The organism is Actinoplanes sp. 13, assembly GCF_056134165.1.
The window spans coordinates 1-23,308 of the sequence record NZ_JBVYOQ010000010.1; the positions used below are offsets into that span (position 1 = coordinate 1).

The 23,308-nt window shown below is 72.7% G+C and carries 20 protein-coding genes; 13 read left to right on the plus strand and 7 right to left on the minus strand.

What is annotated here, in order from left to right; genetic code table 11:
• On the plus strand, positions 1-593 hold a 593-nt coding region (locus tag AC0NH5_RS20670), incomplete at its 5' end, for an integrase core domain-containing protein (RefSeq protein WP_474406220.1).
• A gap of 200 nt (positions 594-793) precedes the next feature.
• Here the strand turns inward: AC0NH5_RS20670 and AC0NH5_RS20675 are convergent.
• Positions 794-2,617 (minus strand): AMP-dependent synthetase/ligase, encoded by a 1,824-nt coding sequence (locus tag AC0NH5_RS20675; RefSeq protein ID WP_474406222.1) that lies wholly within the window; start codon positions 2,615-2,617, stop codon positions 794-796.
• Positions 2,618-2,796: 179 nt separating this feature from the next.
• On the opposite strand from AC0NH5_RS20675, the gene pdxR reads away from it, so the two are divergent.
• Positions 2,797-4,203, plus strand: a complete 1,407-nt coding sequence (gene pdxR, locus AC0NH5_RS20680; protein ID WP_474406224.1) for a MocR-like pyridoxine biosynthesis transcription factor PdxR — start codon at positions 2,797-2,799, stop codon at positions 4,201-4,203.
• Here pdxR and AC0NH5_RS20685 read toward each other — a convergent pair.
• Together AC0NH5_RS20685 and AC0NH5_RS20690 are read right to left on the minus strand one after the other, a co-directional pair.
• A complete protein-coding gene (locus tag AC0NH5_RS20685) occupies positions 4,117-5,385 on the minus strand; it encodes an APC family permease (protein WP_474406226.1) in 1,269 nt (422 codons plus the stop codon). The two genes, pdxR and AC0NH5_RS20685, sit on opposite strands and share 87 nt — an antisense overlap.
• A 65-nt stretch (positions 5,386-5,450) precedes the next feature.
• A complete protein-coding gene (locus AC0NH5_RS20690; RefSeq protein ID WP_474406229.1) occupies positions 5,451-6,077 on the minus strand; it encodes a TIGR03085 family metal-binding protein in 627 nt (208 codons plus the stop codon).
• A 181-nt stretch (positions 6,078-6,258) separates the two neighbouring features.
• Between AC0NH5_RS20690 and AC0NH5_RS20695 the strand changes: the two genes are divergently transcribed.
• Together AC0NH5_RS20695 and AC0NH5_RS20700 are read left to right on the plus strand one after the other, a co-directional pair.
• Positions 6,259-8,043, plus strand: a complete 1,785-nt coding sequence (locus tag AC0NH5_RS20695) for an ABC transporter ATP-binding protein (protein WP_474406620.1) — start codon at positions 6,259-6,261, stop codon at positions 8,041-8,043.
• Positions 8,040-9,797, plus strand: a complete 1,758-nt coding sequence (locus AC0NH5_RS20700; RefSeq protein WP_474406232.1) for an ABC transporter ATP-binding protein — start codon at positions 8,040-8,042, stop codon at positions 9,795-9,797. The genes AC0NH5_RS20695 and AC0NH5_RS20700 overlap by 4 nt, the downstream gene beginning before the upstream one ends.
• Before the next feature lie 110 nt (positions 9,798-9,907).
• On the opposite strand, the gene rpsD is transcribed toward AC0NH5_RS20700, so the two are convergent.
• The gene (gene rpsD, locus AC0NH5_RS20705) at positions 9,908-10,516 is read right to left on the minus strand and encodes a 30S ribosomal protein S4 (RefSeq protein ID WP_474406235.1); all 609 of its coding nucleotides are present in this window, start codon (positions 10,514-10,516) and stop codon (positions 9,908-9,910) included.
• A gap of 70 nt (positions 10,517-10,586) precedes the next feature.
• Here rpsD and AC0NH5_RS20710 point away from each other — a divergent pair, with 70 nt between their 5' ends.
• Positions 10,587-11,330, plus strand: a complete 744-nt coding sequence (locus AC0NH5_RS20710) for a DUF2470 domain-containing protein (protein WP_474406237.1) — start codon at positions 10,587-10,589, stop codon at positions 11,328-11,330.
• Positions 11,331-11,478: 148 nt separating this feature from the next.
• Here AC0NH5_RS20710 and AC0NH5_RS20715 read toward each other — a convergent pair whose 3' ends face one another.
• Entirely contained in the window at positions 11,479-13,011 is a 1,533-nt protein-coding gene (locus AC0NH5_RS20715) for a hypothetical protein (protein ID WP_474406239.1), read from the minus strand.
• Positions 13,012-13,199: 188 nt separating this feature from the next.
• On the opposite strand from AC0NH5_RS20715, the gene hisI reads away from it, so the two are divergent.
• From hisI to AC0NH5_RS20730, 3 genes are read left to right on the plus strand one after another with little or no spacing between them, the layout of a single operon-like run.
• Positions 13,200-13,574 carry a phosphoribosyl-AMP cyclohydrolase gene (hisI, locus tag AC0NH5_RS20720; protein ID WP_474406241.1) on the plus strand — a complete coding sequence of 125 codons (375 nt, stop codon included), beginning with the start codon at positions 13,200-13,202 and terminating at the stop codon, positions 13,572-13,574.
• Entirely contained in the window at positions 13,571-15,079 is a 1,509-nt protein-coding gene (locus AC0NH5_RS20725; protein ID WP_474406244.1) for an anthranilate synthase component I, read from the plus strand. Before hisI ends, AC0NH5_RS20725 begins: the two co-directional genes overlap by 4 nt.
• Entirely contained in the window at positions 15,076-15,786 is a 711-nt protein-coding gene (locus AC0NH5_RS20730; RefSeq protein WP_474406247.1) for a Trp biosynthesis-associated membrane protein, read from the plus strand. The genes AC0NH5_RS20725 and AC0NH5_RS20730 overlap by 4 nt, the downstream gene beginning before the upstream one ends.
• Before the next feature lie 173 nt (positions 15,787-15,959).
• On the opposite strand, the gene AC0NH5_RS20735 is transcribed toward AC0NH5_RS20730, so the two are convergent.
• Positions 15,960-16,238, minus strand: a complete 279-nt coding sequence (locus tag AC0NH5_RS20735; RefSeq protein WP_474406250.1) for a hypothetical protein — start codon at positions 16,236-16,238, stop codon at positions 15,960-15,962.
• Positions 16,239-16,558: 320 nt separating this feature from the next.
• Here AC0NH5_RS20735 and trpC point away from each other — a divergent pair, with 320 nt between their 5' ends.
• The 5 genes from trpC (at position 16,559) to AC0NH5_RS20760 (ending at position 21,913) form a co-directional block, all read left to right on the plus strand.
• Entirely contained in the window at positions 16,559-17,416 is an 858-nt protein-coding gene (gene trpC, locus AC0NH5_RS20740) for an indole-3-glycerol phosphate synthase TrpC (protein WP_474406252.1), read from the plus strand.
• Positions 17,413-18,654, plus strand: a complete 1,242-nt coding sequence (trpB, locus tag AC0NH5_RS20745; protein ID WP_474406254.1) for a tryptophan synthase subunit beta — start codon at positions 17,413-17,415, stop codon at positions 18,652-18,654. The genes trpC and trpB overlap by 4 nt, the downstream gene beginning before the upstream one ends.
• Positions 18,651-19,490, plus strand: a complete 840-nt coding sequence (gene trpA, locus AC0NH5_RS20750; protein WP_474406256.1) for a tryptophan synthase subunit alpha — start codon at positions 18,651-18,653, stop codon at positions 19,488-19,490. The genes trpB and trpA overlap by 4 nt, the downstream gene beginning before the upstream one ends.
• A 119-nt stretch (positions 19,491-19,609) precedes the next feature.
• On the plus strand, positions 19,610-20,707 hold the full coding sequence (gene lgt / locus AC0NH5_RS20755) for a prolipoprotein diacylglyceryl transferase (protein ID WP_474406258.1): 1,098 nt from the start codon (positions 19,610-19,612) through the stop codon (positions 20,705-20,707).
• Positions 20,708-20,722: 15 nt separating this feature from the next.
• Positions 20,723-21,913, plus strand: coding sequence for an FAD-dependent oxidoreductase (locus AC0NH5_RS20760; RefSeq protein WP_474406261.1), 1,191 nt, complete (start codon positions 20,723-20,725; stop codon positions 21,911-21,913).
• A 412-nt stretch (positions 21,914-22,325) separates the two neighbouring features.
• On the opposite strand, the gene AC0NH5_RS20765 is transcribed toward AC0NH5_RS20760, so the two are convergent.
• Positions 22,326-23,210, minus strand: a complete 885-nt coding sequence (locus AC0NH5_RS20765) for a GNAT family N-acetyltransferase (RefSeq protein ID WP_474406263.1) — start codon at positions 23,208-23,210, stop codon at positions 22,326-22,328.
• Between the last annotated feature and the right edge of the window lie 98 nt (positions 23,211-23,308).

The following is a 23,308-nucleotide window of genomic DNA, read 5'->3' on the forward strand; positions in this document are numbered from 1 at the left end:
AGCGCGCGTTCGACGAGTACGGCGTCCCGGCGATCGTGTTGTCCGACAACGGCACCGCGTTCACCAGCCGGCTGACCCGGTCCGGCTCCATCTCCACCTTCACCCGCTGCCTGATCGAGCACGGAGTCAGACCGATCAACTCCAGCCCGTATCACCCGCAAACCTGCGGCAAGGTCGAACGCCACCACCAAACCCTGAAGAAATGGCTGTCCACCCGGCCCGTCCCCCACACCATCACCGAACTGCAAACCCTGCTGGACACCTACCGCGACCACTACCACCACCGGCGCCACAGCGCCCTGCCCGGCCGCGGCACCCCCGAACAGGCCTGGGCGGCCGCCACCAGCCTCGGCGGGCCCGGCAGCTTGCCCCGGCAAACCGACGCCACCCTGCACCGCTGCACCGTGGCCGCTAACGGCACCATCGCCGTCGCCGGACACACCACCAGCATCGGCACGACCTACCGCGGCACCACCGTCACCGCCATCCGCGACGGCAACCACGTCACCGTCTACAACCCCGACGGCCACCCGATCGGCCACCTGCACCTGGAACCCGCAAACAGATACATCACCCTCACCCGAACACCATGACCAACAACTGGTGACACATCTACCGGGACTTCCCCTTGACACATGTCTCGGGACAGGACAGCGCGTATCGAGCCCGAACTTCACACACGGTCTTGAGATTGCGTGTGAAGTTGGGGTGCGTATCGAGCCCGAACTTCACACACTGCGTTGGAAAGCCGGTGCCTCCCGCAGCGGGAAGGCACCGGCTTGGCCGATATGGATCAGAGCTGGGCGAGCGAACCCGCGTACATCCTGTCGATCTGCTCGGCGAAGTTGGTCTCCACGCTGCGCCGCTTGATCTTCATGGAGGGAGTGACCTCGCCGTTCTCGATGCTGAGGTCACGGGGCAGGATGGCGAACTTCTTGACCGTCTCCCACCGGTTCAGCTTGGCGTTGAGCTCGGCGATGTAGCCCTCCACCAGAGCGTGCGTCTCCTTCGCGGCGACGATCTCGTCGTAGCTCTTGCCGGCGAGCGGGCCGGCGGCGGCCCACGTCTTGATGGCGTCCTCGTCGAGGGCGATCAGCATGGTGACGAAGTTGCGGTTCTGGCCGATGACGATCGCCTGCGACGTGTACGGGCAGACGGCCTTGAACGCGCCCTCGATCGCCGACGGGGCGATGAACTTGCCGCCGGACGTCTTGACCAGGTCCTTCTTCCGGTCGGTGATCTTGAGGTAGCCGTCGGCGTCGAGCTCGCCGATGTCGCCGGTGCGCAGCCAGCCGTCCTCGGTGAGCGCCTCGGCGGTGGCGTCGGGGAGGTTGTGGTAGCCCCGCATGATCGGCGCGCCGCGCAGCAGCACCTCGCCGTCGGTGTCGATGCGGACCTCGAGGTCGCCGACGGCCTGGCCGACCGTGCCGATCTTGAGCTTGCCGCGCCGGTTCACGAAGTTCGCCGCGCAGGCCTCGGTCATGCCGTAACCCTCGAGGATCGGCAGGTTCGCCGCCGCGAAGAACTCGGAGATGTCCCGGCTGAGCGCGGCCGAGCCGCTGACCAGCACCCGCAGATTGCCGCCGAGGCGGGCCTGCAGCTTCGAGAAGACCAGCTTCTCGGCGATCGAGTACTGCACCTTCAGGCCGGCGGGGAGCGGCTTGCCGGCCTGCTCCAGCGCCACCTTCTTCTTGCCGGTGGCGACCGCCCAGTTGAAGATCTTCGGCTTCAGGCCGGTGCCGGAGATGCCGTTGGTGACGGCCTTGTTGTAGACCTTCTCGAAGATCCGCGGCGGGGCGCACATCAGCGTCGGCCTGATCGCCGAGAGCAGGTCGATCAGCTTGTCCACCCGGCCGTCGACGTAGGTCGGCACGCCCACGTGCAGGATGCCGCAGAGCAGCGTCTTGCCGAACGCGTGCGACATCGGCAGCCAGAGGTAGTGCAGGTCGTCGGGGGAGAACAGGCCGAGGTGCTCCTGAGCGACACCCTCCCAGGTCCAGCCCCGGTGGAGCAGCACCACGCCCTTCGGACGGCCGGTGGTGCCGGAGGTGTAGATCAGGGTGGCGACGTGGTCGGGGGTGAGCTGGGCGATCACGTCGTCGATCAGGCCGGGGTCGCGGCCGAGCGCCTCGGCGCCGAGCTGCTCCAGGTCGGCCAGGGTGATCTGCGGCGGGGTGGCGCCGGCGTCGGCCGGGCCGTCGATCAGCACCACCTTGGTCAGCGAGGTCTCCGCACCGACGATCTTCAGTGCCTGCTGCGCGTTCTCCGCGATCAGCACCTTGGAGCCGGAGTCGGACACGATGAACGCGGTGTCCTCGGGCTCGGTGGTGGGATAGACCGTGGTGGCCGCGCCGCCGGCGACGTTGATGCCGAGGTCGGCGAGGATCCACTCGAGCCGCGTGTTGGACAGGATCGCGACCCGGTCCTCGATGCCGACACCCAGCTCGCGCAGGCCGGCGCCGATCGCCTTGGCGCGGTCGCCCACCTGTCGCCAGGTCAGCCACGCGGGGCCGGTGTCGGTGGAGTTCGGCGCGGCGAGCGCCCGGGCGTCCGGGGTTTTCGCCACGCGCTGGAAGAGCATGTCCGGGATTGACCGGTAGGGAACCTCGAGAGCCATATCGGGTGCCGCCTTCGACCGAAACGGTGTGTTAGTAACGTGAGTGTTACCGGAGGGTAATGCGCGTCCGGCGTCAGGGCTAGAGTGCTGATCTATAGAACCGGGCACCCCAATCCTAGTCAGCGGCGATCTGCGGGCGAGACAGCCGCCCGGCTGAGAACAGACTGAGAATCAGCCACGTGGATCTGGTCATCGAGATCGAGCCGGGATCCGGCGGGACGACCGCCGCGGTCTACCGGGCGCTGCGCGCGGCCATCGTGGACGGCCGCGTCCCGGCCGGGCACCGGCTGCCGGCGAGCCGGGTGCTCGCCGCCGACCTGGGTGTCTCGCGGGGCAGCGTCGCCGGGGCGTACGAGCGGCTGGTGGCGGAGGGCCATCTGACCGCCCGGGTCGGCGCCGGGACGTTCGTGACGGCGGCGCGGGCACGTCGCCGGGCGCCGCTGCCGGAGCCCGACGCGCTGCGCCCGCGCGCCGGCTGGACGCTCACCCCGCTGCCGACCAGCGGCGAGGAGCCGGTCCCGCGGTACGACTTCCGCACCGGCATCCCGGACGCCGGCCTGTTCCCGTTCGACACCTGGCGACGGCTGGTCGGGGCGGAGCTGCGGCTGCGGGCGAACGGCCCCGGGACGTACGCGGAACCCTCCGGCCATCCCGCCCTGCGTGCCGCGATCGCCCGCTACCTCGGGTACTCCCGGTCGGTGCGCACCACCGCCGCGGACGTCGTCGTCACCAACGGCACCCAGCACGCGCTCGACCTGATCGCCCGGGTGCTGCTGCGCCCGGGTGACGTGGTCGCGGTGGAGGAGCCGGGTTATCCGCCGGCCCGCCGGCTCTTCACCTCGCTCGGCGTCCGCGTGGTGGGCGTGCCGGTGGACGAGCAGGGGCTGGTCGTAGCGGCGCTGCCGGCGCAGTCCCGGCTGGTGTACGTCACGCCGTCGCACCAGTTCCCGCTGGGCCGGGTGATGAGTCTGGCCCGGCGCCAGGAACTGCTCGACTGGGCCCGCAGCCGGCGGGCGGCGATCGTCGAGGACGACTACGACAGCGAGTTCCGCTTCTCGGCGCGGCCGCTCGAACCGCTCTGCACGCTGGACCGGTGCGGGCGGGTGCTCTATGTCGGGACGTTCTCGAAGAGCATGCTCCCGGCCGTGCGCACCGGTTTCGTGCTGGTACCGCCCGGCCTGCGCGCCGCGGTGGTGGCGGCGCGGCAGGTGAGCGACGGATACGGGCAGACGGCGGTGCAGGCGGCGCTCGCCCGGTTCATCGACGAGGGGCAGCTGGCCCGTCATGTGCGCCGGGCCGGGCGCTCCTATGCCGACCGCCACGCCCGGATAGCGCGATGTCTCGGGCAGGTGCCCGCGTGTGAGGTCCTGCCTTCGGCGGCGGGCCTGCACGTCACCGCCCTGCTGCGGTCCGGCGACCCGGCCCGGGTGGTCGCGGCGGCGCGCCGGAGAGGGCTGGCCGTGGAGAACCTGGCCGATTACGCCGCCGAGGGCCCACCGTCACGGGCAGGGCTGGTGTTCGGGTTCGGCGCTGTCGACCCCGGCCTGATCGAGGAGGGGCTGGCGCTGCTGCCACCCCTGATATAGGACCGCACCGGCGGCGACGACCAGGCTGAACAGCGCGGGCGCCCCGTTCAACCAGAGCAGCGCCACCACCGGCACGAACGCCACCGCGGCGACCACCCGGGCGCCGGTTCCGGGCAGCAGGCGCAGCGCCGCCGCCGTGCCCAGCACGTAGACCAGGGTGAAGCAGCCGGTCACCAGCAGTGTGGCGGTGTGCAGGTCGAGCGGCAGCAGCGCCGCACCGATGCCGGCCACGAAGATGAAGGTCAGTGACCTGCGCTGGGTGCCGAACACCCGGGCCGGCAGCGCGCGCTCGGCGGCCAGCGCGGCGCCCAGCCGGCTCGACCCGGCGAAGTACGCGTTCACCGCGCCCAGCGTGAGGATCACCGCGACGACCGCAGTGAACAGGCGCACCGGGCCGCCGACGCCGATCGCCAGCAGATCGGAGAGCGGGGCCCGGCTGGCGGCCAGGGCGGGGCCGAGCGCCAGCACGCTCACCGCGGCGACGGCCAGGTAGAGGACACCGACCACGGCCACCGCGAGCATGGTGGCGCGGGGGACGTCGCGGCGCGGGTCGCGGTATTCGGCCGACAGCGAGGAGAGCGCCTCCCAGCCGGCGAATCCCCAGACCAGGATGGCCGCGGCGGCGCCGATCCCGTCCCAGCCGTGCGGCGCGAACGGGGTGAGGTTGTCCCAGCGGGCGTGCGGCAGGGCGGCGACCACGGTGGCCACCAGCAGCACGGCCAGCGTGGCGGTGAGAACCAGCTGCACCCGTCCGGAGACGCGCAGGCCGAACCAGTTCATCACGTACGCCGTGCCGACGATGGCCAGGAAGGTGCCGAACTCGGTGGCCCGCCCGCCACCGACGACATCGGCCACGTAGCCGCCGGTGAACCCGGCGGCGACCGGCGCGCCGAGCGGCACCGCGAAGTAGAAGCACCAGCCGACGACGGCCGCCACCCGGGGGCCGAACGCCATCCGGGCGTAGCTGGAGACGCCGCCGGCGCCCGGGTAACGCGCGCCGAGGGCCGCGAAGGTCCAGGCCAGCGGGGCGGACAGGACGATCAGGGCCAGCCAGGCGACCAGGGCGGCGGGCCCGGCGGCCTCGGCGGCGAGCGCGGGCAGGGAGATCAGTCCGGTGCCCAGGACGGCGCCGACGGAGAGGGCGGCGCCCTGGGCGACGGAGAGGCCGGTGCGAGCGTTCATGGTGCGAACGTAATCGCGGATCGGCACCGGATTCGATCCAATTCCGGGCCGTTCGGTTGGGCCAATCAGACCCCGAGGCGGGCCTTGCGAAGGCGCTCCGCGACCGCCGGGTCACCCTCGATCTCGACCCGGGCCGCGCGCTGCCGCCCGAAGAAGAACATCGCCAGCTCGCCCGGGTCGCCGGCGAGCCGCACCTGCGGGGTGTCGCCGGACCGCACCGGCTCGAAGCCGGTCGCGGCCAGCTCGGCGGAGATCTTGAGACGGCGCAGCGAGGCCCGGGAGAGCAGCTTGACGGTACGCCAGAGGGCTGCCTGCTCGCCCTGCTCCAGGGTGCGGGGCTGCCAGTCCGGCGCGGCCCGGCGCACGTCCTCGTGGTGGATGAAGAACTCCATGGTGTTCGCCAGCGGATCCACCAGGGGGTTGCTGACCGGGCTCCAGACCGGGGGCCGGCGGAGCTGGCCGACGAGCTCGGGGAACGGCAGAGCGGCCCGGGACAGGCGGATCTTCTCGCCGTACCCAGCCAGCGGGGGAATCATCATCCCGGCGGCCGAGTCCGGGCGGCGCTCGCGGACCACGATGTGCGCGGCCAGATCCCGCGTCGTCCACCCGGCGCAGAGCGTGGGAGCGTCCGGACCGGTGCTGAGCAGCAGGTCGGCGAGGAGCTCACGCTCGACGCGGGCGTAGTTGGTCATCTGTCGATGGTAGGCGATACGGTCGCCCGCAGCCTGTCGGCGACGGCGCGCGCACCGCTGCTGTAATCGTGGCCACAATGTAAACAGCCGCCCGGTTGGGCAGGATGGGAAGGTAAGGCCGAACACGTCGGCCAACACTTACCAGTCGGGTAGGACATTGAGCGGCAAGGCCGGCAACGACGTGCTGGGACGGGGACTGCGGGTACTCGGCCACGCGATCCGGACGGAGCCACGGCTCTTCGTCATCAGCGCGATCGGCAGCAGCTTCTTCGGATTACTGATCATCGCCAACTCGTACGTCGTGGGATACGTGATCGGCGACATCGTGGTGCCGGCGTTCGCGGCGGGCCGGGCGAACACCGGCAGCCTCGCGCTGGCCGTCGCCGCGCTGATGGGGATCAGCGGCCTGCGGGTGGGCAGCATCTTCGCCCGGCGCCTCGGCGCCGGCTACATGCAGTTCCACCTGCAGGCGCGGTACCGCCGGGCGGTCACCCGGCGCTATCTCGCGCTGCCGCCGGCCTGGCACCAGCGGCACGCCACCGGCACCCTGCTCTCCAACGCCAGCTCCGACGTCGAGGCCGCGTTCGCGCCGATCGCGCCGATGCCGTTCGCGGTGGGCACGATCGTGATGATCCTCGGGGCGGTGGTCTCGCTCTTCCTCACCGACTGGGTGCTGGCGCTGGTCGGGGTCGCGCTCTTCCCGGCCCTGTTCGCGCTGAACCTCGCCTACTCCCGCCGGATGTCGCCCCGGCAGATCCACGCCCAGCGGATGCGTGCCAAGGTCAGCGCGGTGGCGCACGAGAGCTTCGACGGCGCCCTGGTGGTCAAGACGATGGGCCGGGAGGCGGACGAGGCGCGCCGGTTCGGTGTGTTCGTGACCGAACTGCGCGACGCGCTGGTCGCGGTGGGCCGGCTGCGCGGCGTCTTCGACCCGCTGATGGACAGCCTGCCCAGCGTCGGCACCCTGGCCGTGCTGCTGCTCGGCACCTGGCGGCTCGAGCAGGGCGCGATCAGCGTGACCGAGCTGGTCAGCGTCGCGTTCCTGTTCACCGTGCTCGCGTTCCCGGTGCGCGCGATCGGGTGGGTGATCGGCGAGCTGCCGCGCAGCGTGGCCGGATGGGAGCGGGTTCAGGCGGTGCTTACCGCGGAGGGCGATCTGCCGTACGGCCGGAGCGCTCTGCCCGGCGACGGTCCCGCCGAGCTGCGCTTCGAGCAGGTGAACTACCGCTACGCCGAAGGCCCGTCCAACCACCCCGCCACCGCCCAAGAAAGGACTGAAGGCCGGCCTCCGGTCCTCCACGACGTGACCTTCACCGTCCCGGCCGGCAAGACCGTCGCCCTGGTCGGCGCCACCGGCTCCGGCAAGTCGACGATCGCCGCCCTGGCCGTGCGCCTGGTCGACCCGGAGTCCGGCAGCGTCGCGCTGGACGGTGTGAAGCTGCCCGACCTGGCCGGCGCCGCCCTGGCGAACGCCACCGCCCTGGTGCCGCAGGTCCCGTTCGTCTTCGACGACACCGTCCGCGGCAACATCGCCCTGGACCGCCCGGAGATCGTCGACGACCGGGTGTGGGACGCGTTGCGGCTGGCCCAGGCCGACCGCTTCGTCGACGGGCTGCCGGCGAAACTGGACACCGAGGTCGGCGAGCGGGGCACCTCCCTCTCCGGCGGCCAGCGGCAGCGGCTCACGCTGGCCCGCGCGATGGCCGGCCGGCCCCGCCTGCTGGTGCTCGACGACGCCACCAGCGCCGTGGATCCCCGGGTCGAGGCGGCGATCCTGGGCGCCCTGCGCGAGGCGGGCACCTCGATCCTGGTGGTGGCCTATCGGCGGGCCACCATCGCGCTCGCCGACGTGGTGGTCTATCTGCACCAGGGGCGGGTGGTGGCGACCGGCACGCACGCGTCGCTGCTGGCGACGCAGCCGGGCTATCTGGACCTGGTGACGGCCTATGAGAAGGACGAACGATGAGCGAGGGAACCGTCGCCACCGTCCGGCGGGGGCTCGCCCTCTCCCCGGAGCTGCGCACCGGGCTGGCCGGCACGATCGCGCTGGCCGTGCTGCAGATGGCCGGCCGGGTCTCCGTGCCGATCGCCATCCAGCAGGGCATCGACCGCGGCATCCGTGGCCCGGGCGGCCCGGACCCGGGGATCGTACTGGTGATCGTGTCGCTCACCCTGGTGGCGCTCGCCGTCTCCACGCTGTGCGGCTATCTGATGACCCGGCGGCTGTTCACGGTCAGCGAGACCGCGCTCGGCGGGCTGCGCGCGCGGACCTTCCGGCACATCCACGATCTGTCGATGCTGCACCAGCAGTCCGAGCGCCGCGGCTCGATGGTGTCCCGGGTCACCGGGGACGTCGACCAGATCTCCCAGTTCCTGCAGACCGGTGGCGTGCAGCTGCTGCTCGCCAGCGGGCAGCTGGTCGTCTCGACCGTGGTCATGTTCGTCTACTCGTGGCAGCTCACGCTCGTGGTGCTGCTCGCTTTCGGCCCGGCGGTGGCGGTGATCCGGCTGTTCCAGAAGCGGCTGGCCGCCGTCTACGGTGCGGTCCGCGAGCGTACCGGCGTGATGCTCGGTGCGATCGCGGAGAGCGTGGTCGGCGCCACCGTGATCCGCTCGTACGGTGTGGCGTCGCGCACCGAGGCCCGGCTGGACACCGCGGTCCACGATCTGCGGTCCGCGCAGAAGCGGGCCATGCGCACGAGCGTGACCAGCTTCTCCAGCGGTGAGATCGGGGCCGGCCTGGCGCTGGCCGGCGTGGTGGTGCTCGGCACCGTGCTCGGGGTGGACGGCGAGATCACGGTGGGCCGGCTGACCGCGTTCCTGTTCCTGGTGACGCTCTTCATCCAGCCGGTGCAGATCGCCACCGACATGCTCAACGAGGCGCAGAACGCGGTGGCCGGCTGGCGGCGCATCCTGGACGTGCTGGACGTGGAGCCGGACGTGGCCGACCCCGGCGACCGGGGCGTGGAGCTGCCGGCCGGCCCGCTGGCGGTGCGCTTCGCCGACGTGTCGTTCCGCTATCCGGGCGGCCCCGTCGTCCTCGCCGACGTGGACCTGGAGATTCCGGCCCGGACCAAGGTGGCCGTGGTGGGGGAGACCGGCAGCGGCAAGACCACCTTCGCCAAGCTGCTGACCCGGCTGATGGACCCGGTGGCGGGCGCGGTGCTGCTGGGCGGCGTGCCGCTGACCGGCGTGCGCTTCTCGTCGCTGCGGTCGCGGGTGGTGATGGTGCCCCAGGACGGGTTCCTGTTCGACGCCACGGTGGCCGAGAACATCAGGTTCGCGGCGCCGGACATCACCGACGCGGCCCTGACCGTGGCGTTCACGGAGCTGGGGCTGGCGGACTGGCTGGCCGGGCTGCCGCAGGGGCTGCAGACGCCGGTGGGGGAGCGCGGTGAGTCGCTCAGCGTGGGGGAGCGGCAGCTCGTCGCGCTGGTCAGGGCCTATGTGGCCGATCCGGATCTGCTGGTGCTGGACGAGGCCACCAGCGCGGTCGACCCGGCCACCGAGGTGCGGTTGCAGCATGCGCTGGACCTGGTGACCCGGGGCCGGACGACGGTGGCGATCGCGCACCGGCTGTCGACGGCCGAGGCCTCCGACGAGGTGATCGTGGTGGACGCGGGCCGCGTCGTGCAACGCGGCCCGCATGCCCGCCTCCTCGCCGAGGAGGGCTCCATCTACGCCAAGCTCTACGCCAGCTGGTTGGAACAGACACGCTGACCGGTCCGCCGGGGACCGGTGAGATGAGCGCGTCGCCCGCAGCGGCCGCGGGTCGCCGACCGCGGCCGCTGCGAGGAACCCGCCATCTCAGCGATTCGTGAGCTCGTTCATCACCGCGCGTAGTACTCGACGACCAGCTGCTCGTCGCAGAGCACCGGGACCTCGGAGCGCTGCGGCGCCCGGATCACGGTGGTCCGCAGGTCTTCCAGCACAGTCGACAGGTACGGCGCGGTCGGGCCGTCGAGGTGCGCGCCGGTCGCCGCGATCTGGAAGGGCGGCTTCTGGCGGCTGGTCTCCCGGACCTCGATGACCTGACCCGGCTTCAGCTTGTAGCCCGGGCGGTCCACCTTCTTGCCGTCCACCGTGAAGTGACCGTGCACGACCAGCTGGCGGGCCTGGTAGATGGTCCGGGTGAAGCCGGCCCGGAACACCGTCGCGTCGAGGCGGCTCTCCAGCAGCGTGACCATGGTCTCGCCGGTCTTGCCCTCGGCCTTGTGCGCGGCGTCGTACGCGGCCCGCATCTGGACCTCGCTGATGTTGTACTGGTGGCGCAGCCGCTGCTTCTCCAGCAGCCGGACCTGGTAGTCCGAGCTCTTGCGCCGTCCCCGGCCGTGCACACCCGGCGGGAACGGGCGCCGCTCGAAGTACTTCACGCACTTACGCGTCAGCGGAATGCCGAGGGCCCGCGAGAGCTTCGCCTTGGGTCGAGAGTTGTTCAACTGGGATCTCCTGTTACGGTAAGCCTTGCCTAACTTAGGTAAGCCTAACCGGTGCCCGGAGGTGCTCGTCATGCAACCCAGTCCCGCCGAGATCGCGCGCACGCTCGCCGCTGGTCACCTGCCCGCCGTCGCCCACATCGCCTGCCGTCCCGGACCGGTTCCGATCAGGCATGTGACGGACGCGCAGGGTCGCGTGCTGCTTCTCGTGCCGGCCGAGGGACCGCTCGCCGCCGCGCTCCGCCCGCAGGAGGGCAACGACGACACCGCGCTCGTCCTCGACATCCGCGACGTGCCGCCGACGTCCTCGTCGCCGTCGCTGGGCCGGGTCTGGGTCTCCGGCTGGGCGGCCCGGCTGAGCGGCGACGACGCGCGTGCCGCGGCGCTGGATTACGCGGAGAGCGACGCCTGCGGCGACCTGCTCGACGTCGGCGTCGGCCAGGCGCTCTACCGGATGGACGTCGCCGAGGTGCGGCACGAGCGCAAAGAGCACCTGGTCGAGATCGATCCGGACGACTTCGCCGAGGCCGCCCCGGACCCGCTGCGGGCCGTCGAGTTCGACCTCATCGCCGACCTGGCCGACCATCACGCGGCGGAGATGGGCGCCTATGTGCGGCGGCAGCTGGGGCCGGCCGCGCGTCCCGGCGACGAGCCGGCGGTGGTCCGGATCGACCGGTACGGCTTCCTGGTCCGGATGGGCGGCCGCAGCGCGCGTCTGGCCTTCCCGCGGCCGGTCGCCGACCGGCACGACCTGGCGCACCTGCTGCACCCGATCCTCTGCCACCGCTGCACGGCACCCGAGGAGACCGCGGCCTAGGTCTTCTGGACGGGCGGGATCCCGGCGACCGACATTCTGCCGCCGTCCGGCCGCGGGATCCCGTCCTTGTGCTCTGCCGGCCGGTGCCGCGGCCGGCAGAGCACAACCACACCACAGGTGGGCCCGGGACGCATCCCGGGCCCGTCGCTCACAGGGACAGGATCCGGTCCAGGAACTCCCGGTATCCCCGCATCGCCATCCGCATGCTCTCGGTGTCCGGCGTGTCCGTGCCGCGCAGCGGGTCCAGCTCGTCCCGCTCCGCCAGCAGCACCTCGGTCAGCTCGTTCACCGCGTCGGTGAGCAGATCGTGCGCCCGGGTCAGCGCGGTGACCGGGTCGTCGACGAACTCCGCCTTCACCTCGTGCCACGCCGCCCGGAAATGCCGGGCCGCATCCTCGTCCCAGACGGTCCGGGTGCCCGGCGTCTCCTCGGCGCCGCCCAGCGGGTCAGCACCGGCCGGGGCCTGCTGCTCCTCCTCGCGGGCGGCGGCGCGTCGGCCGGCACGCCGGACCGGCTCCACGTCCTCCAGGCTGGCCGAGCGGCGCGGCGCCGGCTTCGGCTCCTCGCTCTCCTCCCGGGCCCGGCGACCGGCGCCACCGACGGCGAGCCCGGTCACCCCGGCCTCCACCGGCGCGGGCGGGAAGAGCTGGAAGTCGGGCGGCGGCGGGGTGACCGACGCGGACGGCGAGGTGGGTGACACCGAGGCGACGCCGAACGCCTCCCCGGAGCGGCCCAGGCTGTAACCGGTCGGCGGGAACCCGGCGAACCCGCCGTTGTCCGGCGCCTCGACATTCAGGTCCGGGGGCGTCCGGGTGGCCGGGATCTGCACGCTCGGCGGCGGCGCGGGCGCCTCCGGACCGGCGGCGGCCGGCGCCGGCGGCCCGGACGCCGGGGCGACCGTCCCAGCCGGGTGGTCGGGGGTGAAGTCCGCGGTCCCGTACGCGTTCGGGGAGAACCCCGGCGACACCGGAGCACCGGAGACCGGGCCGTTCGTGGTCGGCACCATCGTGGTGGGCGCCTGCGCCCAGCCGGTGGCCGGTCGTGGCTGCTCCGGCGGGGCCGGGACCGGCGCCTCGTCGCCCCCGTCGCGGCCGGGCGGGGCCGGGACGGACATGCCGTCCGGACCCGGCGCCTCGCCGGCCTGCGCGTAACCGGGCGAGCCTGCCCGTCCGTTCATGTCCTCACGTCCGTTCTCGTCGCTGGGGCCCGCCGTCGCGGCGGCGTCCTGGTCGTCGGCCGCCGGTGGAGTCTCCTCCGCCGGATCCTCCGCCGGTGTCGCACCGGCCGGCTGCTCGCCGGCCGGGTCGTCGGCGACGTCCGCCGCCTCGGTCCCGGTCACCTCGGCCCCCGGCGGCTCGGTCGCGCCCCCGGTGTCCTCGGACCCGTTGGTGGAACGACCGCCGAACAGGAAGCGTCCGGTGCCGCCCAGCCGCGAGCCGAGCCCGAAGCCGCCGAACGGCTCCTGGGACTTTACGTCCTGATCGGGACCCGTCTCCTCGTCCGGAGGGACCGAGTGATCAGTATCGCCGTGCCGTGTTTCGACAGAGGTGCGGCTCAGGCCGAACGGATCGGAGGACGGGGCCGGGACCAGATCGGGGCCGTCTTCCTCCGGGCGCACCTGCCAGAACCGGGCGAGCCCGGGGGCGGGCCGGTTGTTGTCGGGGCTGGACGTCGGCTCCATCTCGGCTTTCACTCCCGTCGCGAGTCGCGCCCGCCGGGGCTTCGCGCACCTGCGCGGGCGCACCGAGCAGCGGGCGATGAGCGTGCAGCGGGCGATAGGCACTCCGCTACTAACCGCGCTCCGGCGACCGTACCGCTCCGCGGTGTCCCGCACATCCCCGGTTACCGGATCGTGGGGCTTCGGAGCGGATGGGGGAGAATCTCAGCGTGCCCGAAACAGAGACCACCCTGGACCCGGCGATCGCCGCTCGTCTCAAGCGCACCGCCGACGGCCTCGTCGCCGCGATCGTGCAGGAGCACGGCACCGGCGACGTCCTGATGCTCGCCTGGATGGACGACGAGGCGCTGCGCCGCACGCTGACCACCGGCCTGGCCACCTACTGGTCGCGCAGCCGCGGGGAGTACTGGGTGAAGGGCGCCACGTCCGGGCACTACCAGCACGTGAAGAAGGTGTCGCTGGACTGTGACGGCGACGCCCTGCTGGTCACCGTGGAGCAGACCGGCGCGGCGTGCCACACCGGGACGCACACGTGCTTCACCGACGACCTTGTGGAGGCTCAGTGACCAGCGGTGCGACGTTCCCCGACGAGGCCGGCTTCGTCGCCACCCGGAAGCGCGTCGTCCCGGTCACGCGCAAGCTCCTCGCCGACGGCGAGACCCCGGTCGGTGTCTACACCAAGCTGGCCGGCGGCCCCGGCACCTTTCTGCTCGAGTCCGCCGAGCAGGGCCTCGCCTGGTCGCGGTACTCGTTCATCGGCGTCCGCAGCGCCGCCACGCTGGTCGAGCGGGACGGCCAGGCGGCCTGGCTCGGCACACCCCCGGACGGCGTGCCGGTCGACGGCGATCCGGTCGTCGCACTGCGCGAGACGGTGGCCGCGCTGACCGGCGGCGCCGCGCCGGATGACGGCCTGCCGCCGCTGACCGGCGGCATGGTCGGCTACCTCAGCTACGACCTGGTCCGCCGCTTCGAGCGGCTGCCCGCGACCGCGGCCGACGACGTGCCGCTGCCCGAGTTGGGCATGATGCTGGCCACCGACCTGGTGGTGCTGGACCACCATGAGGGTTCGGCGCTGCTGGTGGCCAACGCGGTGCTCGCCGAGGACGCCGACGACACGGCCCGCCGCGCGGCGTACCACCAGGCGATCGGCCGGCTGGACGCGATGACCACCGCGCTGTCCCGGCCCACCCCGCCGATGGTCTCGACGGTGGACCGCCGGCCGGCCGGCGAGCCGGTCAGCCGGACCGCCCCCGGCGAGTACCAGAAGGCCGTCGAGACCGCCAAGGAGGCGATCCGGGCCGGCGAGTGCTTCCAGATCGTGGTGGCCCAGCGCTTCGAGCGGCCGACCGACGCCAACGCGCTGGACGTCTATCGGGTGCTGCGCGCCACCAACCCCTCGCCGTACATGTACCTGCTCCGCTTCGACGACTTCGACATCGTCGGCTCCTCGCCGGAGGCGCATCTCAAGGTGAGCGCCGGCCGCACCGCGATGCTGCACCCGATCGCCGGCACCCGCTGGCGGGGCGCCACCCCGGACCAGGACAACGCTCTCGCCGCCGAGCTGCTCGCCGACCCGAAGGAGCGCTCCGAGCACGTCATGCTCGTCGACCTGGGCCGCAACGACCTGGGCCGGGTCTGCGAGCCGGGCTCGGTGGAGGTGCCGGAGTTCGCCCGGATCGAGCGGTACAGCCACGTCATGCACATCGTGTCGACGGTGGTCGGCCGCCTGCGCGAGGACCGCACCGCGTTCGACGCCCTGGCCGCCACCTTCCCGGCCGGCACCCTGTCCGGGGCCCCCAAGGTGCGGGCCATGGAGATCATCGAAGAGCTGGAGCCGACCCGCCGCGGCCTCTACGGCGGCACGGTGGGCTATTTCGGCTTCGCCGGTGACATGGACATGGCGATCGCCATCCGCACCGCGCTGATCAAGGAGGGGGTCGCCTACGTCGGCGCGGGCGCCGGCATCGTGGCCGACTCCGACCCGGTCGCCGAGGAGCAGGAGACCCGCAACAAGGCCGCGGCCGTCCTGGGCGCGATAGCCGCCGCCGAAACCCTGCGCGCCGCCCGATGAATCGGCGCGGTCAGCTTCCCGCAGTCGCCGGGTGCCTGGCCGGCGCCGCCCTCACCCTGTTCGCGGTCACCCGCGTCTGGGCGGTCGAGGCGGAACAGCGGGTGGGTCTGCCGGAGCTGCGCACCGAGCAGACCGGCGCCGCCGCGCAGCCCTGGCTGATCGGCGTCGCGCTGGTCGCCCTGGCCGGGGCCGGCGCGCTCCTGGCGACCCGCGGGGTGGCGCGGCGCGCACTGGGCGTCCTGCTCGCGGTCGCCGGCGCGGGCATCGTCGTGGGCGCGGTGGTGGCGCGGACCGGCACCGACGCCGGTGGGGCGGGCGCCGGGGCGTTCGTCTGGCCCGCGGCCTGCGTGCTGGGCGGCGCGGCGGTCACGCTGGGCGGCCTGCTTGCCGCGCGGCACGGTCATCAGTGGGCGGCCATGTCGTCGCGGTACGACCGGAGCACAGGCCCACGCTCGGCGAACCCGGTGGCTGCCGGGTCCGGGCCGTCGCGGGGCGCCGGGCCGTCACCGGCCACTGAGCCGTCGTCGAGCGCTGATCCTCCGCCGGCCGCTGAGCCACCGGGCACCGGGCCGTCGTCGCCTCCTGAGCCGGCACCGCGCGCCGGGTTCCCGCCGGCCGCCGGGCCGGAGCGCGCCGACGAGGAGCGGCCGGCCGACACCCGGGCGTTCTGGGACGCGCTGGACCGCGGCGAGGACCCCACACGCTGACCGGCCGTCATCCGTTCAGGGTCGGCCGACCAGTCGACCGCCGGTTTGGTGCCCTTTTCCGGGCTGATCCGGCTTCGCGCTGTTTCGCATCCCTCGCCGAACGAACCGGCAGTCGACCGGGCTCAGCGTCGAATGCGGCCCAGCGTCGAATGCGGCTCAGCGTCGAATGCGGCTCAGCGGTGCGTCACGAGCGGCTTGGAGCGGCGCCGCGCCGGCGCCGACCGGGTCGCGACCAGCGCCGCCACCGCCCGGCTGGTCTCCGCGCGCGCCTGCGCCCGGGCCCGGTCCGCCTGGATCGCGTCCCACGCGTTGTCCCGGGCGGTCCGCACATTGGCCGGCCCCACCACCGCCCGCTGCACCTCGATCGCGACGTCGGCCGCGAGCGAGACGAGGGTCCGGGACAGGGCGACGAAACTCATCGGCTGGTTACGGGCGGGGGAGACAGTGGCCATCGTTCGACTCCGCAATCATCGTCCGGCTGGCGGCGTCACGGGACGCCGGGACAAGTCTGCCCGAGTCACATCATGAGCGAGTCCTATTTCCGCACGGTGACGGCGGCGTCAACGCGCCGTGGTATCCACCGAACGGACGAGGGGCCCCTGCTTGAGCCGCTGTGAGAGAGCCCGCGCTGTGACAGAAGCGACACCGGCGTGGGACGGCCTGGCATTATGCCCCAGCCCATTCCGTGAGGCACGCCATACCCCCGGGACGTCGTCACCCCCTGTGACCTCTTAGCATCGGGCCGAAGACACCCGGAGAGGGGAGTCATTACGTGACATCCGATCAGGCGGAAGCGGGCAGTGGCGGACCCGCGGCTCCGCAGAACGTTCTCGAAGAGATCCTCGCCGGGGTACGTGAGGACGTAGCAGCTCGTCAGGCGGCCACGCCGCTGGAGAAGGTGCGCGAACTCGCGGCGGCGGCCCCGCCCGCGATCGACGCGTACGCGGCGCTGCGCAAACCCGGTGTGGCGGTGATCGCCGAGGTGAAGCGGGCGTCCCCGTCGAAGGGCGCGCTGGCCGACATACCCGACCCGGCCGAGCTCGCCGGTGAGTACGCGGCCGGCGGCGCCCGCTGCATCAGCGTGCTCACCGAGGGCCGCTGGTTCGGCGGCTCGCTGGACGACCTCACCGCGGTCCGCAACTCCGTGACCATCCCGGTGCTGCGCAAGGACTTCGTCGTCTCCAGTTATCAGGTGCACGAGGCGCGCGCGCACGGCGCCGACCTGGTCCTGCTCATCGTGGCCGCGCTCGAGCAGAACGCGCTGGTGGGCCTCCTGGAGCGGATCGAGTCGCTGGGCATGACCGCCCTCGTCGAGGTGCACAACGAGGAGGAGGCGGACCGGGCACTGGAGGCGAACGCGAAGGTCATCGGGGTCAACGCCCGCGACCTGCGCACCCTCGAGGTGGACCGGTCGGTCTTCGAGCGCATCGCGCCCGGCCTGCCGAACAACGTCGTGAAGATCGCCGAGTCCGGCGTGCGCGGCCCGCACGACCTGATCCGGTACGCGTCGGCCGGCGCCGACGCGGTGCTGGTCGGTGAGGGCCTGGTGACCCAGAAGTCGCCGCGCGACGCGGTCGCCGAGCTGGTCAACGCCGGCAATCATCCGGCTACCCCGAGGCCGGTCCGGTGACCGCCGCGTCGCTGCCCGACCTGGCCGGTCACTTCGGCCGGTACGGCGGCCGGTTCGTCCCGGAAGCGCTGATCAAGGCGCTGGACGAGCTGGACGCGGCGTACCGGTCGGCGAAGCAGGACCCGGAGTTCCAGGCCCGCTTCCAGGATCTGCTGCTGAACTACGCGGGCGTACCGTCGATGCTCTACCGCGCGAGCCGGCTGTCCGAGGCGCTCGGCGCGGAGATCTGGCTCAAGCGGGAGGACCTGAACCACACCGGCGCCCACAAGGTGCGCAACGTGCTGGGCCAGGCGCTGCTCGCCAAACGGATGGGCAAGCCCCGGGTGATCGCGGAGACCGGCGCCGGCCAGCACGGCGTCGCGAGCGCCACCGCGGCGGCGCTGCTCGATCTGGAGTGCACCGTCTACATGGGTGCGACGGACACCGAGCGGCAGGCGCTCAACGTGGCCCGGATGCGGATGCTCGGCGCCACCGTCGTGCCGGTCACCAACGGCTCGCAGACCCTCAAGGACGCCCTGAACGAGGCGTTGCGCGACTGGGTCACCACCGTCGACACCACCCACTACCTGCTGGGCACGGCGGCCGGTCCGCACCCGTTCCCGGAACTGGTCCGGGACTTCGTCGGCGGCATCGGCGTCGAGGCCCGGGCGCAGTGCCTGGAGAAGCTCGGCCGGCTGCCGGACGCGGTCGCCGCCTGTGTCGGTGGCGGTTCGAACGCGATCGGCATCTTCCACGCCTTCGTCCCCGACGAGGGTGTCCGCCTCTACGGCTTCGAGGCGGGTGGCGACGGGGTGGAGACCGGCCGGCACGCGGCCTCGATCACCGGTGGCTCGGTGGGCGTGCTGCACGGCAACCGCACCTATCTGCTGCAGAACGAGGACGGCCAGACCATCGAGTCGCACTCGATCTCGGCGGGGCTGGACTACCCGGGCGTCGGCCCGGAGCACGCCTGGCTGCACGACACCGGCCGGGCGACGTACGAGCCGGTGACCGACGCCGAGGCGATGGCGGCGTTCCAGCTGCTCTGCCGTACCGAGGGGATCATCCCGGCGATCGAGAGCTCGCACGCCCTGGCCGGCGTGGCTAAGATCGCGCCCCGGCTGCGCGCGGAGCTCGGTCGCACGCCGACCATCGTGGTGAACCTGTCCGGGCGCGGTGACAAGGACGTGCACACGGCCGGCGCCTACTTCGGGATCCTCGACCAGGTCGAGACCGTAGTCCCCGGGGAGAACACGTGACCGGCCCGAGCCTTCCCACCACGGCGGAAACCACGACCAGCCGGATCGGTACGACCTTCGCGGCCGCGAAGTCGGAGAACCGCTCGGTGCTGGTCGGCTGCATGCCGGCCGGTTTCCCGACGGTCGACGACAGCATCGAGCAGATGATCGAGATGCACCGGTCCGGGTGTGACGTCATCGAGGTCGAGCTGCCGTACTCCGACCCGGTCATGGACGGCCCGGTGATCCAGCGGGCGAGTGACATCGCGCTCGCCAACGGGGTGCGCACCCGCGACACCCTGAAGATCATCGACGCGGTCTCGTCGGCGGGCGCCACGGTCGTGCTGATGACCTACTGGAACCCGATCGAGAAGTACGGCGTCGACGCGTTCGCCCGGGACCTGGCCGCGGCCGGGGCCACCGGCCTGATCACGCCCGACCTGATCCCGGACGAGGCGCAGGAGTGGATCGCCGCCGCGGACGCCCACAAGATCGACCGGACGTTCCTGGTGGCGCCCTCGTCGACCGACGAGCGGATGGCGATGACGCTGGCGAACTGCCGGGGCTTCGTCTACGCGACCGCGCTGATGGGCGTCACCGGCGCCCGCACCTCGGTCTCCTCGCAGGCGCCCGAGCTGGTCGAGCGGATCCGCGCGGTCGACCCGCGGATCCCGATCGGCGTGGGCCTGGGCGTCGGCAACGGCAAACAGGCCGCCGAGGTCGCCGCGTTCGCCGACGGCGTGATCGTCGGCAGCGCGCTGATCCGCTGCGTGCTGGACGCCCCGGACCGGGCCACCGGCCTGGACCGGCTGCGCGCCCTGAGCGCCGAACTGGCCGAGGGCGTCCGCTTTCGGTAGCGAATCAGCACCGGGCGGGCGGCGTCCGCTCCCGGTACCAGATCCGGACCGGCCGGGCGGCGAAATTGAGACCCGCCCGGCCAGCACGGAGCGGCTTCGCGACGGTAGCGTGTGCACCCGTGAACATCGCCGCCATCCCCAGTCCCACCACGTCGGTGTGGCACCTCGGCCCGCTGCCGATCCGGGCGTACGCACTCTGCATCATCCTCGGCATGGTCGCCGCCGCGCTCATCATGGAGCACCGGCTGCGGCGGCGCGGGGTGGCGCCGTGGGCCTCGCTGGACATCGTGGTGTGGGCGGTGCCGTTCGGCATCATCGGCGCGCGGATCTACCACCTGATCACCTCGCCGCAGGACTACTTCGGCGCCGACGGTGATCCGATCCGCGCGCTGTACATCTGGGAGGGCGGCCTCGGCATCTGGGGCGCGGTCGGCGGCGGCGCGGTCGGCGCCTGGATCGCGGCCCGGCAGATCGGCCTGCCGCTGAGCGTGGTCGCCGACGCGCTGGCCCCGGGCCTGCCGGTGGCGCAGGCCATCGGCCGCTTCGGCAACTGGTTCAACAACGAGCTGTACGGAAAGGTCACCACGCTGCCGTGGGGCCTCGAGGTGCACGAGATGGACTCGGCCAACCCCGGCCACGCGACCGTGATCGACGGCGAGCCGGTGACCAAGCCGGAGCTCTACCACCCCACCTTCGCCTACGAGGCGATCTGGAACCTCGGCGTCGCCGGCCTGGTCTGGGCGCTGGACCGCAAGTTCAAGTTCGGCCGGGGCCGCGCCTTCGCGCTGTACGTGATGGCCTACACGGCGGGTCGTGCCTGGATCGAGATGCTCCGCGTCGACGAGGCCAACACCTTCTTCGGCGTCCGGATCAACGTCTTCGTCTCGTTCGTCATCTTCGCCCTCGCCACCGCCTACTTCCTCCTGGTCCGCGGCCCCCGGGAGTACGTCGTGCCGATCGACGCCCCGGACACCGCCCCCGAGCCGGCCGCCGAGAAGAGCGACGTGTCCTCGGTCGACGTCGACGGCGCGAAGGACAGCGCAGCCAAGATCCCTTCGGCCTATCAGGTGGTCGACGAGGCGCGCTTCCGGGAATACCAGCGGACCGGCGTCCTGCCACCCGTCTCCACCGGACCGGACGCGGTGCCGGCCTCCGTGGGTGGCGGCGACGACAGCGACGAGGCGGGGAAGACCACCCGTCCCGCCGATGACAACTGATCCGCGGGCCCCGTCATGCGTACGGCGGTGGTGGTGGGCGCGGGGATGGCCGGGCTGGCTGCCGCCGGCGCCCTGTCGCGGACCGGATGGCGCGTCACCCTGCTGGAACGCGCTGAGCGGATCGCGGCGCCGCCCACCGCCGTGGTCCTCTGGCCGAACGGCCTGCGCGCGCTCACCGCGCTCGACCCCGACGGCGGCTGGTCCGGGATCGCGGCGCCGCTGCCGGACGGGGGCGTCCGCCGCCCCGACGGCCAGTGGCTGGTCACACCCCGGTCCCGGGCCGGGACCGGACCGGCTCCGGCCGCCGCTCACCTCGAGGACGTCTACGACGCGCTGGTCGCCGGTCTCGGCGACCAGGTCGAGATCCGCACCGGGTTCGAGGTCGTCGCGGTCCGCTCCGGGCGCCGGCTGCGCCCCGCGGTCAGCGACGGCCGCACCAGCATCGAGGCCGACCTGGTCGTCGCCGCCGACGGCATCGACAGCCGGGTCCGCGCCGCGGTCGCCCCGGAGTCCGTCGCCGTCGGCTCCGGCTTCGCCGCCTGGCAGGCCGTGATCCCGGCCTTCCGCGTCCCGCGGCTCGACGACGACCGCTGCCCCGGCGGCGAGATCCTCGGCGCCGGCTACCGCTTCGTCGCCATCCCGCTCGGCGAGCGCGCCGCCGGCCGCGGCGGCGTCTACTGGGTGGCCACCGCCGCCGGCGCCGCCCGCCCGGAACCCCCGGCCACCCAGCTCGCCCTGCTGCGCCGCTGGTTCGCCGGGTGGCCGCAGCCGGTCGGCGAGTTGCTCGGCGCCACCCGCCCCGAGGACCTCGTCCCGCAGGGCGTCCGCGAGCTGCGCCCGCTGCCCCGCGCCTACGGCTTCGGCTCCGGCCCGGGCGGTGTGGTCCTGCTCGGGGACGCCGCCCACGCGATGCCACACCACCTCGGTCAGGGAGCCTGCCTCGCCTTCGAGGACGCCGCCACACTGCGCTCGCTGATGGCCGACGCCGCGCCGGGGCCGGCCCTGTGCGAGGCGGTCGAGGCTTACAGCCGCCTGCGCCGGCCGCGCACCACCACCGTCGTCCGGCAGAACCGGCGGATGTCCGCGGTGGTCCAGGCCCGGGGCCGGCTCGCCCTGCGGGCCCGCGACGCGGCCCTCAACCACATGCGTCCCCGTCTGCTGGGCCGCACCCTCGACCCGGTAGCCGACTGGACCCCACCCGACTGACCCACCCGCCCCGGCCCGCTCCGAGCCCGACCAGGCCCGCCCGACCCGGCCCCGCCGGCGGCGCGCCTTTGCCCGGCCCGGCTGACGGCGCGGCCTTGTCCGGCCCGGCCGTTGTCTGGCCCGGCTGCCGACCCGACCGGCCCGCCTCGAGGGCTCCCACCCCGCCTCCGGCCGGCTCTCAGTACTGCCGTGTGCAGCTTCAGGCAGCTCTCCGGGCCGGCAGACGACCGTCGGGCGGGCAAGATCGAATTGTGGGACGGGTTCGGTGCCGGCCGCACGGGAGAATCACCCGTTCGGCAAGGGAGCTTCAGCCTGTAGAGGGCCCGGGGCTTTCAGAGCGGTAAGTGACGTGATTGAGAACGCTGCTTACCGCGTACCAAATCTTGGGAACTGTGACCGAAACCCGCCGCACTCAGATCGACGCCGCGGCGGGCTCCGCGACGCACGCCGTGCCCGCCCGCCGGAAGCCGACCTTGGTGTAGAGCCGCGCCACGTCGTCGTCGCCCGCGGACAGGAAGATCAGGTTGGTGCCGGTCGCCAGCAGCCGGCCGGCCAGAGTGGCGGTGAGCTGGGACGCGTAGCCGCGGCCGCGCGCCGACGGCAGCGTGGCGACCCCGACGATCTCGGCCACGTCGCCGACCCGCTGGCTGGTCGCCGTGGCCAGGATGCCCTCGGTGGTCGACTCCACGACCGCGGTCAGGTAGTCACCGCTGTCGAACATGTCGCCCGCCTGCCGCACGGCGTCCTCGGTCGGTGCCGGCGCGGCGTCCCGCTCGACCGGCCCGGCCACGTCGATGACCAGCGTCTTGTCGGTGGAGTCGAGGGCCGTCTCCAGCGCTGACCGGTAGGCCGGCGCCCCGAATCCGAGCCGGGCCACGGCCCGGGACGAGCCCAGGTCGGCGGCGAAGGACGGTGCCGCCGGGTCCAGGTAGCGGATGTTGGCGCCGCGGACCGGAAGATCGGGCACGAGAGCCGCGGGATCCAGGGTCAGCAGCGGTGCGAGCAGCACGTCCAGCCCGGCCGACCGGGCGACCGCGAGCAGGTCGGGTGTGGTCTCGTGCACCCACTCGAAGGTCTCCGGGAGACCCAGCTCGCGTTGCCGCGAGCGAACCTCGGTGATGTCCGCCGCGGAAGGGGTGTGCGAACCCGGTGTCGGGCGGGCATAGTAGGGCCAGCCCTCTCCCTCGCGGATGAAGAGAGTCAACGAGCCGATCTCTTCGACCCGCGACCAGGGCCGAGGCAAAGCGTCGTAGAACCGTTCGAGTCGGTCGAAGAGGCCGGAATCCACTGGCGCCATCGCGCGAGACTACCGGTCCGCACACCGGCTGTGCTATTCAGTTCCTCCGCAGACCGGTGCGAGGTGTGATCAATCCGCATCTGGCGGAGATCAGTGTC

What these genes read in the sequence shown, in the direction of transcription:
- AC0NH5_RS20675 (WP_474406222.1), bottom strand. Translation starts at nt 2,617, where the DNA reads ATGGCTCTCGAGGTTCCCTACCGGTCAATCCCGGACATGCTCTTCCAG.
- AC0NH5_RS20685 (WP_474406226.1), bottom strand. Translation starts at nt 5,385, where the DNA reads ATGAACGCTCGCACCGGCCTCTCCGTCGCCCAGGGCGCCGCCCTCTCC.
- AC0NH5_RS20690 (WP_474406229.1), bottom strand. Translation starts at nt 6,077, where the DNA reads ATGACCAACTACGCCCGCGTCGAGCGTGAGCTCCTCGCCGACCTGCTG.
- AC0NH5_RS20700 (WP_474406232.1), top strand. Translation starts at nt 8,040, where the DNA reads ATGAGCGAGGGAACCGTCGCCACCGTCCGGCGGGGGCTCGCCCTCTCC.
- AC0NH5_RS20710 (WP_474406237.1), top strand. Translation starts at nt 10,587, where the DNA reads ATGCAACCCAGTCCCGCCGAGATCGCGCGCACGCTCGCCGCTGGTCAC.
- AC0NH5_RS20715 (WP_474406239.1), bottom strand. Translation starts at nt 13,011, where the DNA reads ATGGAGCCGACGTCCAGCCCCGACAACAACCGGCCCGCCCCCGGGCTC.
- hisI (WP_474406241.1), top strand. Translation starts at nt 13,200, where the DNA reads ATGGGGGAGAATCTCAGCGTGCCCGAAACAGAGACCACCCTGGACCCG.
- AC0NH5_RS20730 (WP_474406247.1), top strand. Translation starts at nt 15,076, where the DNA reads ATGAATCGGCGCGGTCAGCTTCCCGCAGTCGCCGGGTGCCTGGCCGGC.
- AC0NH5_RS20735 (WP_474406250.1), bottom strand. Translation starts at nt 16,238, where the DNA reads ATGGCCACTGTCTCCCCCGCCCGTAACCAGCCGATGAGTTTCGTCGCC.
- AC0NH5_RS20760 (WP_474406261.1), top strand. Translation starts at nt 20,723, where the DNA reads ATGCGTACGGCGGTGGTGGTGGGCGCGGGGATGGCCGGGCTGGCTGCC.
- AC0NH5_RS20765 (WP_474406263.1), bottom strand. Translation starts at nt 23,210, where the DNA reads ATGGCGCCAGTGGATTCCGGCCTCTTCGACCGACTCGAACGGTTCTAC.